The following is an 11,505-nucleotide window of genomic DNA, read 5'->3' as shown; positions in this document are numbered from 1 at the left end:
GGTGTCCGTCGCGGGCCCCGGTCCGCCTCCTCCTGTTCGGCGGATCGCCACCGTGTCCACACCGCACGGCCCTTCCGCGGCTCGGCGGACTCTGGAACACTCCAGTCGCTTCCGCCCCGTGTCCCCTCACCCCACAGAGGTCCTCACCCATGGCTGAACTCGACCGACGCCGCTTCATGCAACTCGCCGGAGGCGCAGCCGCCTTCACCATGCTGTCGAACAGCATCGCCCGCGCTGCCTCCCTCCCGGCCAAGGGTGCCACCGGCACCCTTGAGGACGTGGAGCACATCGTCGTGCTGATGCAGGAGAACCGCTCGTTCGACCACTACTTCGGCACGCTCAAGGGCGTACGAGGCTTCGGTGACCCGCGACCGGTCACGCTGCCCAGCGGCAAACCGGTGTGGCACCAGTCGTCCGGCACCAGGGAAGTGCTGCCGTTCCGGCCCGCGGCCGACAACCTCGGGCTCCAGTTCATCCAGGACCTCAACCACGACTGGGCGGGCGGACACCGGGCGTTCAACAAGGGCGCGTACGACCAGTGGGTGCCCGCCAAGTCGGCGACGACGATGGCCTACCTCACCCGCGAGGACATACCGTTCCACTACGCCCTCGCCGACGCCTTCACCGTCTGCGACGCCTACCACTGCTCCTTCATCGGGTCCACGGACCCGAACCGCTACTACATGTGGACGGGGCACACCGGAAACGACGGCGTCGGTGGCGGCCCCGTGCTCGGGAACGACGAGGCCGGGTACGGGTGGACCACGTACCCCGAACGCCTGGAGAAGGCCGGGGTGTCCTGGAAGATCTACCAGGACGTCGGCGACGGGCTGGACGCCGCCGGGTCCTGGGGATGGATCAGCGACGCGTACCGGGGGAACTACGGTGACAACTCGCTGCTGTACTTCAACAACTACCGCAACGCCAAGCCCGGAGATCCGCTCTACGACAAGGCGCGCACCGGCACCGACGCCAAGAAGGGCGACGGGCTCTTCGACCGGCTCAGGGCCGACGTGCAGGCCGGGACACTTCCGGAGATCTCCTGGATCGCCGCCCCGGAAGCCTTCAGCGAACACCCCAACTGGCCTGCGAACTACGGCGCCTGGTACATCTCCCAGGTGCTGGACGCGCTGACGTCCGACCCGGAGGTGTGGGGGAGGACCGCCCTGTTCGTCACGTACGACGAGAACGACGGATTCTTCGACCACATCGTGCCGCCGTACCCGCCGTCCGGCGCGGCCCAGGGGCTCTCCACCGTTACGACCTCGGCCGACTTCTTCGCGGGCAGCGGGAGTTACGCCGCAGGCCCGTACGGTCTGGGGCAGCGGGTGCCGATGCTGGTCGTCTCGCCGTGGAGCACCGGAGGGTACTCCTGCTCCGAGGTCTTCGACCACACCTCGATCATCCGGTTCATGGAGCGCCGCTTCGGTGTGAAGGAACCTCACATCTCGCCCTGGCGGCGAGCCGTCTGCGGTGACCTCACCTCCGCGTTCGACTTCCGTCGCACGGACGCCGCTCCCGTCGCGCTGCCTTCGACGGCCGGATACCAGCCGCCGGACCGCGACCGGCATCCCGACTACGTGCCCGTACCGCCCGCCGTCGGCAGCGTGCCGAAACAGGAACGGGGCTCCCGCCCCACCCGGCCGCTGCCGTACGCGCCGCTCGTCGACGGCGCCGCGTACCCGGCCACGGGGAAGTACGGCCTCACGTTCAGCGGCGGCGCTGCGGCCGGGGCGCAGTTCCTGGTCACGTCCGCGAACCGCACCGACGGCCCCTGGACCTACACCACCGAGGCCGGCAAGTCGCTCTCCGACACCTGGAACACGGCCTACTCGAACGGCCTGACCAACCTCAGCGTGTACGGTCCGAACGGCTTCCTGCGCACGTTCAAGGGGACCGGCGGAACGGCAGGGCCCGAGGTGACCGCCCGCCACAACGGGACCGACGGGCATCTCGAACTGACGATGACTCAGGCCGGTTCCGGCGATGCCCATATGACGGTGAGCGAGGCGTACGGGGGGTCCGTCCAGACGTTCACGGTGCGCGCGGGCGCGACCGTGACCCACTCGGTGGACCTGCGGGGGAGCGGCCGCTGGTACGACATCTCCGTGGTCTGCGACACGGACACCGCGTTCCTGCGGCGGTTCGCCGGACACGTCGAGACGGGCGAGGCGGGTACGAGCGATCCGGCCCTGAACACCGGCTGAACCGGGGCCGGGCGGCGGTGGGCGAAGGTCCGGGCGGGGTGGGTGTCCGTACCCCCGCCCGACCGCCCGTCGGACGCCGCCGCCCGTGGGACGCCGCCGCCGTCGGACACGGCCCTCATGGGTCACCACGGCCCGTACGCACGGCTGCGACGTCCTGTACCGGCGGGCGGACCGTCCGGCCCGAGAGGGCCGTCGCGTCATCGGCCCAGCGCGTCCGCCAAGACCCGGTCGGCCGTCGCACGCGACTCCTGCCACAGCGTGGTGACCGGCACCCACACATGGATCCCCTCGGGCATGCCCACGGTGGCTGCCCGGAAGGTGACACCCGGGTGGGAGGGGTCGGCCGCCACCGACAGACTGCCGACGACATGTCCTTCGGCGGTGGCCGGGTCCGCCGTGCGCAGGGCGGCATACGCCCGCTCGCCCGCTGAGAGGACGTAGGGCCCGCTCCCCGCGGGTGGCACGGCCTCCGCGGAGCCGTCCAGGCCCCGGAAGGTGATCGTCGGGACACGGTCCACGACACAGGCCGCGCCGCCCTGGTTGACGACGCTGATTCGGACGGCGTTCCGCTGCCCGCCGGGTGCGGCCCGCACATCGAGGGCCTTCTCCGGACAGACGCCGGGGCGGGGCACCGCGCGGGCGGCGGCCGTGCCGGTGGTGGCCGCCGCGGCGGTGACGGTCAGCGCCAGGGCGGCGGCGACGGTGAGGGCGGAGGGGACGGCGGAACGGAGGCGCATGATGTTTCTCCCGTTGGATCGACAGCCTGCGGATACGGCCGGACGGCCCGGCGGCCGGGGAGGCCGACATGGCCAGTGTGACGGGTGCGCGGCGATCCACGCGACAGATCGGACGTATTGGTTTGATATGCCCGAATGCCGGCACCGTGACATCCGGGTGCCGGCACCGTGCCGCCCCGACACACCGCGACGTCGGGGGCGGGGCGTCGCGGCCCGTGGGCACCGTGCCGTCCCGGCCGGGCCGCACCCCCGGGCTCGTCCGCGCCCCCCGCCGCCTGCACCCCTGGCGCGTCCCCGCCCCGCCCCTACGCCCCCTGGCGCGGCCGGACCGTCGCCATCACCTCGCGGTCCGGCTGGAGGGTCAGCGCCGGGACGGGGTTGACGGTGCCCGGGTCCACGTCCAGGTCGAAACGGCGTGCCAGCACGGCCAGGATCAGCACCGCCTCGACCATCGCGAACCGGGTGCCCAGACAGACCCGGGGGCCGCCGCCGAACGGGAACCAGGCGTACTCCTCGATCTCGTCGCCCCCCTCCGGATCCCAGCGCTCGGGGCGGAACTCCTCCGGCTCGGGGAACCACCGCTCGTCACGGTGCGTCGCCCACTGGCTGGTCCACACCCTGGTGCCCACCGGTATCGGGACACCGCCGATCCGCGCGCCCTCCTTGGCGACGCCGGTGACCAGCCAGATCGTCGGGTAGAGGCGCAGGGTCTCCTTGACCACCGACTGGGCGTACGTCAGCCGGGCGTAGTCCTCGAAATCAGGCTCCCGGTCGCCGAGCACCCGGTCCAGCTCCTCGGCCAGCGCGGCGCGCGCTCGCGGATTGCGGGACAGCAGGTACCAGGCCCACACCAGGGTGGAACTGGTCGTCTCGTGTCCACCGATGTAGAGCGTGACCGTCTCGTCGCGTATCTCCTGGTCCGTGAGGTGCGCGCCCGTCTCGTCGACCGCGGTCAGCAGGCGGCTCAGCAGGTCGGGGCGATCGTCCCCGCCCTCGCGGTGGCGGGCGACGACCCGGCTCACCTCGGCGTCGATGACCGCGGCGGCCTTCCTGATCCGGGCCCGGCCCGGTGTCGGGACCCGGTCCGGCAGCAGCGCGCCGATCCCGGCGAACTCCTTGCCGATCTCCAGCTGCGCCACATCCATCGCCCGGCCCATGGCATCGGCATCGGCGGGGGTGTCGACGCCGAAGATCGTGCGGACCGCGATCCTCTGCGTCAGTGCCGCCATCTCCCGCTTGACGTCGATGCGTTCGCCGCCGGACCAGGTGTCCGCCAGCTCCACGGCGCTGCCCGCCATCGTCGCCGCGTAGGACCGCACCTGCTTGGGGCGTACGGAAGGCTGCACCAGCGAGCGCTTCCGGCGCCAGTCCGCGCCCCGGGCGACCACCACGCCATTGCCCATCACCGTACGGAACGCGATGCCGAGCGCGGGCTGGTCGAAGGTGCGTTCCGTCTCGGTGAGCAGCTCGCCTATGCACTCCGGATCGGCTACGTACACACACGAGTTGGGGCCGAACCGCCAGCCGACCATGTCTCCGTGCCCGCGCAGCCGTTCGAAGAAGGCGAGGGGGTTCTTGGCGAACTGCGGCAGATTCCCGAGAAACGGTAACCCCTTCGGGCCGGGCACGATGGTGTGGCCTCGCGGCCCGGCATCGACGGCCGGGCCGGTCTCCGTGGACATGAAAGTCTCCGCTCCCTTGTGGTCCCTTGAGTGCCGCACGGCGCGGAAGGCGTCATCTGCCTTGCGCGGTACGTGAGTTGTCGAGGGTAGCCCGGTCGGACACCACGAGGGTGTGCGGGCGTCCGAGCGGTCGGGGAGGGGCGTCCGACACCGCCGGGCGGGCTCGGTCGCCCGGCCCGTCCGGCGGTGCGGTCCGGTGATGCGTTCCCCGGACGCTTTCCGGCCGTGCGGTGGGACGGGCCCCCGGCCGGAGCCCGTCCCGTGAGGTACCGGTCAGACGCCCGGCGGGACCCGTGAAGGGCGGCCCGTGCCACGCGTGAGGGAGTAGCCGAAGACGGCCGCGAGCGCTCCGAGTACGCCGCCGCCGATGGTCCACAGCCAGCGGTCGGTCCACCAGCCGGAGGCCCAGCCGTCCTCGGGCTCACTGCCGGGCGCGGCCGGGGCCGACGCGTCGTCGCCACTGCCGGCCGACGTGTCCGAGGCCTTCGCCGCGGAGGAGACACCGGGGACCAGTGGCTTGGCGAGCATGCCGTCCACATCCCCGGCGCCGCCCTTGCCGACCGACGTGACCTCGACCTCGGTCTGTACCGGAAGGCCCAGGTCCGCCGAGGGCAGGTCGACGACCGTGAGGCGGACGTAGTAGCTGCCCGGCAGCGGGTCGTTGGCCCACGGCTCGGACCAGGCGCGGACGGTCCGCAGCACACAGGTCAGCTCGACCGCCGACGCGTCGGCGGCAGCCTTCCCGGTCTGGCGGCCGTACATGCAGGCCTGCCGGCGCCGCAGTCCGTCGTACACGTCGACCTGCCAGGTCGACGCGCCGTGCCGGACGGCGCTCTCCGGCAGGGTGATCTTCGCCTTGACGGTGGCTCGTTGGCCCGCGTCGGCGGGGAACACCCAGTACAGGTAGTCGCCCGTGGACGCGCCGGCGGTGGCCCGCTGGTCCTGCTGGATCGCCGTCGCCGTACGGAAGGCGGTGCCGGCCTCGGTGGGGCCGGACGCGCCGTCGGAGGCGCTCGGGCTCGGGCTCGCCGACGGGTCGTCGGCCGAGGCGGCGCCCGCCGAGGTCAGCAGGGCGATGCCGGTCAGCAGCGCACCCGCCAGTACACGTCTCGTACGCTTCATCAGTTGGTCCTCCAGACGGCGATGCGCCAGCGTGAGATCCAGCCGGTCAGCAGACCCGCGACCAGTCCGGTGAGCACCAGTACGCCCAGCAGCCACCAGCCGTGGCCGAGGCCGAACGCGGCGACATCGGCCGCGTCGTCCGGGGCGTCCACCAGGTCCACGGTCAGCTCGACGGGCATGCCCGGCGTGGTCTTCACCGAGGCGGGGGCCGAGAAGGAGTTGCTGACCTGGAGGCACACGGTCTCGGCGGCGGGCTTGTCGCCGTCGTCCGTGTCGTCCTGCTCGGGCTTCGGGTAGCGCAGGCCGGAGGAGATCGCGTCGGTGCGGCCGGTGCCCGACTCCGAACCCCGGACGATTTCCCGGCCGTGCACGGTCACCGCCCGCAGCAGCACGCCGTAGTCGTTGTTCACGGCCCGGTCGGCGGAGACGCTGACCGAGGCGCGCAGCTCCTGGCCGGGCTCCACGTCCACCCGGTACCAGCGGTGCTCGCCGAACCTCTCGCGGTCGGTGTACAGGCCCGCCTTGAGCTGGGGGGCCGTGGAGCAGCGGTCCGCCCCCTCGGTCGCCACCGGGGTGATGACGGGCTCGGCGGCCCGGTCCACCAACTGCTTGACACGGCCGGAGAGTTGATCGGTGTGCTGGACGGCGGTGTAGGTGCCGCCGGTGGCTTCGGCGATGCAGGTCAGCTGCTCGCGGATCTTCGCGTTGGGCACCAGGCCCAGTGTGTCGATGACGAGGTGGATGCCGCGGGCCGCGATGTCACGCGCCACCTCGCACGGGTCCAGCGGACCGCAGGTGTCCTCGCCGTCGCTGATCAGCACGATCCGGCGGGTGGAGTCGCCGCCCTCCAGGTCGTCGGCGGCGCCCAGCAGGGCCGGGCCGATCGGGGTCCAGCCGGTGGGGGCCAGCGTGGCGACCGCGGTCTTCGCCTCGGTGCGGTCCAGCGGGCCGACCGGGTAGAGCTGCTTGGTGTCCTTGCAGCCGACCTTCCGGTCATTGCCCGGGTAGTCGGCACCGAGCGTCCGGATGCCGAGCTCCACCTGCTCGGGCACCGCGTCCAGGACCTCGTTGAACGCCTGCTTCGCCGCGGTCATCCGGGACTGGCCGTCGATGTCACGGGTCCGCATGGAACCGCTGACGTCGAGCACCAGCTCGACCTTGGGGGAGGCTTGGGTGGGGGTTTCACCGGCCGCGGCGGGGAGCGCGGAACCGAGCCCGGCGGTCAGGGTGGCGAGCAGGATGCCCACCCCGGCCGTCAGCCTTCTTCTTATGATCATCGCCGGATACTAGTGAAGATCGCTTCGCTTCCCCAAACCGGTCCAGAGGCGACCGAGGGCGGTCCGGGGCCGTCGCCCGGTGCGCGGTCAAGGGAAAGTGACAGCGGATCAGCGACCCTCGCGGGGCGTGGGGGTGTACGGGCGTCAGGCGCCGCCCAGCAAGGGGATCGCGGCTTCCTCCAGCACCGAGCCGACCCGCTCCCAGGTGGCCGAATCCCGTTCGACGGCGGTCAGTTGGACATCCTCGCCGGTGTTCCAGCCGGTGGCGGTCGCGACCGGGTCGCCCCCGGTCGCCGCGGCGGCGGCCAGCGCGGCCGCGCCCAGGGCGACCAGTTCCCCGCTGCCGGGCACGATCAACGGCCGACCGGAGAGCCGTCGTACCGTCTCCACCCAGGTGCGCCCCCGGGCGCCGCCGCCGACCAGGCGCAGCGGCCGGGCGGCCACCTCGGGGTCCGCCGGGTCGAGGCCGCAGGCCGCCAGGAGCCCGTCGAGGGCGCGCAGCACGGTGACGACCGCGCCTTCGTAGGCGGCGCCGAGGAGTTGCCGCGAAGTGGTGTCGTGCCGGAGCCCGGTGAGCAGGCCGGAGGCGCGGGGCAGGTCCGGGGTGCGTTCGCCGTCGAGGTAGGGCAGGAGCACCGCCTCGCCGCCGGGGGCCGCGTCGTCGCGGTCCAGCCCGAGCAGTGCGGCGACCTTGTCCACGGCGAGTGTGCAGTTGAGGGTGCAGGCCAGTGGGAGGTACGTACCGTCCGCCGCGGCGAAACCGGAGAGCGCCGCCGACGCGGGCCGGGTCAGGGACGCGGCGAAGACCGTTCCCGAGGTGCCGAGGCTGAGGACGGGGTGGTCCAGCAGCCCGGCGCCGCCCAGGCCGAGGCCGACGGCGGCGCTCATGTTGTCCCCGGTGCCCGCGGCCACGGCGATACCGGCGGGCAGGCCGAGGGCGTCGGCCGCTCCGTCGGTGAGCGGGCCGATGCGGGTCGCCCCGGTCTCGGCCACCTCGGGCAGCAACGCGGCGCCCAGGCCGAGGAGTTCGAGCAGTTCGGGGTCGTACGCGCCGGTCGCCGTGGAGTACCAGCCGGTGCCCGAGGCGTCACCGGGGTCGGTCACGGCGGCGCCCGCGAGACGTTCGGTCAGGAAGTCGTGGGGGAGCCGGACGGCCGCGGCCGCCGCGGCGTTCTCCGGTTCGTTCTCCCGCAGCCACTGCCACTTCGACGCGGTGACGGACGCCACGGGCACCGATCCGGTCCGCGCGGTCCAGGGCTCGGCCCCGCCCAGTGCCGCGGTGAGGGCGGCGGCCTGCGGCGCGGAGCGGGTGTCGTTCCACAGCATCGCCGGGCGCAGCGGACGCCCGGCCCGGTCGAGGACGACCAGCCCGTGCTGCTGCCCGGCGACCGCGATGCCGGTCACGGCGGAAGCCGCGGCGCCGGACTCCTTCAGCCCTGCCCCGACGGCGTCGCACAGTGCCCGCCACCACACCTCGGGGTCGCTCTCGCGGGCACCCGCCTCACCGGTGACGACGTGCGGTGCACGGCCGACGGCGAGCAGCCGGCCGGTCCCGGCGTCCACGAAGGCGGCTTTGGTGGACTGGGTGGAGCTGTCCACTCCGATGACGACGTGGCGCGGCGGCATGGGTGACCTCATTCCTGTGCTGCGGGGCGACGGTCGCGGGGAGGGGGCCGAGGGGCGGGCTGCGGTGCGTCTGCCGCTTCGAGGGGCGGTTCCCGGGACGGACGCCGCCCCATCGATTTGATCGTACGGTAAACAAATTACGCGACCGTGCCCATCGGGAACAGTGGCCGCTCCCGTATTTTCGCCGATGGGGGGTTACCTCCCCGTGGCGGCCCGTGCATGATTAGTCATGACAGTAAACAAATAGGGTTCGGCCACCTCGGCCGGCCAGGGAACCCGACAGCACCGAAGGCGGCCAGACGATGACGGAACGCTTCGCGCCCACCCCCGAGGACAGGTTCACCTTCGGACTGTGGACGGTGGGCTGGCAGGGGCGCGACCCCTTCGGCGATGCGACCCGCGCGGCGATCGACCCGGTCGACTCCGTGCGGCGGCTCGCGGAGCTCGGCGCGTACGGTGTGACATTCCACGACGACGACCTCATCCCGTTCGGCTCGACGGACACCGAGCGTGAGGGGATCGTGAAGCGGTTCCGGCAGGCGCTGGACGCGGCCGGACTCGTGGTCCCCATGGCGACGACGAACCTCTTCACCCACCCGGTCTTCAAGGACGGCGCGTTCACCGCCAACGACCGGGACGTACGCCGCTACGCCCTGCGCAAGACCCTGCGCAACATCGACCTCGCCGTCGAACTCGGCGCCACCACCTATGTGGCCTGGGGCGGTCGCGAGGGCTCCGAGTCCGGCGCCGCCAAGGACATCCGGGTCGCCCTCGACCGTATGAAGGAAGCCTTCGACCTGCTCGGCGACTACGTCACCGAGCAGGGGTACGAGCTGAGGTTCGCCATCGAGCCCAAGCCGAACGAGCCGCGCGGTGACATCCTGCTGCCGACCATCGGGCACGCCCTCGCCTTCATCGAGCGCCTCGACCGCCCGGAGCTGGTCGGCGTCAACCCGGAGACCGGGCACGAGCAGATGGCCGGACTCAACTTCCCGCACGGCATCGCGCAGGCGCTCTGGGCGGGCAAGCTCTTCCACATCGACCTGAACGGCCAGTCCGGCATCAAGTACGACCAGGACCTGCGCTTCGGCGCGGGCGACCTGCGCCAGGCGTTCTGGCTCGTCGACCTGTTGGAGACGGCCGGCTACGCGGGCCCGCGGCACTTCGACTTCAAGCCGCCGCGGACCGAGGACTACGACGGTGTCTGGGCCTCGGCCGCGGGCTGCATGCGCAACTACCTGATCCTCAAGGAGCGCGCCGCCGCCTTCCGCGCCGACCCCGCCGTGCAGGAGGCACTGCGCGCGTCCCGGCTCGACGAGCTGGCCCGCCCGACCGCCGAGGACGGCGTGGCCGGGCTGCTGGCCGACCGGTCGGCGTTCGAGGAGTTCGACGTGAACGCGGCGGCGGAACGAGGGATGGCGTTCGAGACCCTGGACCAGCTCGCGATGGATCACCTGCTCGGGGTCCGCTGACCCCGGGCCGCGGTGGCGCGAGAGCCGGGGCGGGGGCCGGACGCCGGATCGGACCGGGTGTCCGGCCCCCGCCCGTCGCGTGGATCAGCCGGCTGCCCGCCGCCCCGCGTACGCCACCGGGTCGGCCAGTACCGCCGCCGTCACCAGCGCCGCGGCGCCCCGCGCCGCGTCACCCGCGACGGACGACGCGCGCAGCCGGCCGCTCCCCGGGGACCAGAGCCCCGACACCACCCGGCCGGTCAGCTCCTCGTCGACGGGCGGTGACAGCCACGGCATCAGGTTCCGGTAGATCCCGCCGAGCACCACCGCGTCCGGGTCGAGCAGATTCACCGTCCCGGACAACACCCGCCCCAGCATCCGGCCGGCCTCCGCGACGGCGGCCACCGCCCGCTCGTCCCCCGCCCGGGCGCGCCGTTCCAGCTGGGCCACCCCGGCTCCGCCGCCCGTCTCCTCGATCCCGGCGGCCCGCAGCAGCGCCGCCTGTCCCGCGTACTGCTCCAGACAGCCGCGCGAGCCGCACCGGCACGCCGGACCCTCCGCGTCCACCACCACATGCCCGATCTCCCCGGCGAACCCGTGCGCCCCGCGCAGGAGTTCACCGTCGACGACCAGGGCACCACCGACGCCGATCTCGCCCGTCAGATAGAGGAAACTGCGGACCGCGCCGAGTCCGCCGAACCAGAGCTCGGCCAGGGCCGCCAGATTGGCCTCGTTCTCCGAACTCACCGGAAGCGCCTCGCGACCGGGTCGCGAGGCCGCGAGCGAAGCGGCGAAGAGATCCTCGGCCGGAACCTGGTTCCAGCCCAGGTTGGGAGCCTGGCGCACTGTGCCGCCGGAGACCAGGCCGGGCAGCGCGAGCGCCACCCCGACCGGGAACAGCTCCTGCTCGCGCGCCGACTCCAGGGTGCGCGCCGCGATCCCGGCCGCGCGCGCCAGCACCTCCGCGGGCGGTGCGCCGCGGTTGTCCAGGTGCTCGGTGAGCCGTACCCGGCCGGTGCCCGCCAGATCGACGACGCACACCGACACGTAGTCGATGTTGACCTCCACGCCGAGCCCGGCGGGCCCCGTGCGTGCCACCTTGAGCGCGGTCCCGGGGCGGCCCGCCTGCCCGCTGAACGTCTTGCCCGACTCGGTGAGGAACCCGATGCCGAGGAGCTGTTCGACGAGCGAGGACACCGCGGCCCGGGTCAGCCCCACCCGCGCGGCGACCCCGGCCCTGGTCGCTTCGCCCTCGCCCTCGCCCTCGTCGCGGACGGCCCGCAGCACGAGGCTGAGGTTGCTCCGACGCACGGTGTCCTTGTCGGCCTTGGGCCCCAGCGGTGCGAGGTTGCTCTTCATATTGGATCCGAGCCTATGCGATCCCCTGTGCGACCGGTCCGGCG

General features: G+C 72.8%; 8 protein-coding genes. 2 read left to right on the top strand and 6 right to left on the bottom strand.

Translation table 11 applies throughout. The features are described 5' to 3' along the window. Positions 1–149: 149 nt before the first annotated feature. On the top strand, positions 150–2,207 hold the full coding sequence (locus tag ACIOMQ_RS23565; protein ID WP_402190190.1) for a phosphocholine-specific phospholipase C: 2,058 nt from the start codon (positions 150–152) through the stop codon (positions 2,205–2,207). Between the two features lie 197 nt (positions 2,208–2,404). Here the strand turns inward: ACIOMQ_RS23565 and ACIOMQ_RS23560 are convergent, their stop codons facing one another. The 5 genes from ACIOMQ_RS23560 to xylB all read right to left on the bottom strand — a co-directional run bounded on the left by ACIOMQ_RS23560 (position 2,405) and on the right by xylB (position 8,651). Beyond that, positions 2,405–2,944, bottom strand: coding sequence for a DUF4232 domain-containing protein (locus ACIOMQ_RS23560; RefSeq protein ID WP_401942590.1), 540 nt, complete (start codon positions 2,942–2,944; stop codon positions 2,405–2,407). Between the two features lie 305 nt (positions 2,945–3,249). Next, positions 3,250–4,626, bottom strand: a complete 1,377-nt coding sequence (locus tag ACIOMQ_RS23555; RefSeq protein WP_362196450.1) for a cytochrome P450 — start codon at positions 4,624–4,626, stop codon at positions 3,250–3,252. 273 nt (positions 4,627–4,899) lie between these two features. Next, positions 4,900–5,748 (bottom strand): hypothetical protein, encoded by an 849-nt coding sequence (locus ACIOMQ_RS23550; protein WP_402190187.1) that lies wholly within the window; start codon positions 5,746–5,748, stop codon positions 4,900–4,902. Then, entirely contained in the window at positions 5,748–7,025 is a 1,278-nt protein-coding gene (locus ACIOMQ_RS23545) for a VWA domain-containing protein (RefSeq protein ID WP_362196444.1), read from the bottom strand. The genes ACIOMQ_RS23550 and ACIOMQ_RS23545 overlap by 1 nt, the downstream gene beginning before the upstream one ends. 144 nt (positions 7,026–7,169) lie before the next feature. After that, positions 7,170–8,651, bottom strand: coding sequence for a xylulokinase (gene xylB, locus ACIOMQ_RS23540; protein WP_402190184.1), 1,482 nt, complete (start codon positions 8,649–8,651; stop codon positions 7,170–7,172). A 302-nt stretch (positions 8,652–8,953) separates the two neighbouring features. Between xylB and xylA the strand changes: the two genes are divergently transcribed. Next, positions 8,954–10,123 carry a xylose isomerase gene (gene xylA / locus ACIOMQ_RS23535; protein WP_362196438.1) on the top strand — a complete coding sequence of 390 codons (1,170 nt, stop codon included), beginning with the start codon at positions 8,954–8,956 and terminating at the stop codon, positions 10,121–10,123. A gap of 84 nt (positions 10,124–10,207) precedes the next feature. Here xylA and ACIOMQ_RS23530 read toward each other — a convergent pair whose 3' ends face one another. After that, positions 10,208–11,461, bottom strand: coding sequence for an ROK family protein (locus tag ACIOMQ_RS23530; RefSeq protein WP_402128139.1), 1,254 nt, complete (start codon positions 11,459–11,461; stop codon positions 10,208–10,210). Between the last annotated feature and the right edge of the window lie 44 nt (positions 11,462–11,505).

It is taken from the genome of Streptomyces sp. NPDC087845, assembly GCF_044742755.1.
In the GTDB taxonomy this organism is placed as follows: Bacteria; Actinomycetota; Actinomycetes; order Streptomycetales; family Streptomycetaceae; genus Streptomyces.
This window is presented reverse-complemented; position numbering and strand designations above follow the sequence as displayed.

Excerpts from the sequence above, each read along its gene's own strand:
- ACIOMQ_RS23565 (WP_402190190.1), top strand. The coding sequence starts at position 150 with ATGGCTGAACTCGACCGACGCCGCTTCATGCAACTCGCCGGAGGCGCA.
- ACIOMQ_RS23560 (WP_401942590.1), bottom strand. The coding sequence starts at position 2,944 with ATGCGCCTCCGTTCCGCCGTCCCCTCCGCCCTCACCGTCGCCGCCGCC.
- ACIOMQ_RS23555 (WP_362196450.1), bottom strand. The coding sequence starts at position 4,626 with ATGTCCACGGAGACCGGCCCGGCCGTCGATGCCGGGCCGCGAGGCCAC.
- ACIOMQ_RS23550 (WP_402190187.1), bottom strand. The coding sequence starts at position 5,748 with ATGAAGCGTACGAGACGTGTACTGGCGGGTGCGCTGCTGACCGGCATC.
- ACIOMQ_RS23545 (WP_362196444.1), bottom strand. The coding sequence starts at position 7,025 with ATGATCATAAGAAGAAGGCTGACGGCCGGGGTGGGCATCCTGCTCGCC.
- xylB (WP_402190184.1), bottom strand. The coding sequence starts at position 8,651 with ATGCCGCCGCGCCACGTCGTCATCGGAGTGGACAGCTCCACCCAGTCC.
- xylA (WP_362196438.1), top strand. The coding sequence starts at position 8,954 with ATGACGGAACGCTTCGCGCCCACCCCCGAGGACAGGTTCACCTTCGGA.
- ACIOMQ_RS23530 (WP_402128139.1), bottom strand. The coding sequence starts at position 11,461 with ATGAAGAGCAACCTCGCACCGCTGGGGCCCAAGGCCGACAAGGACACC.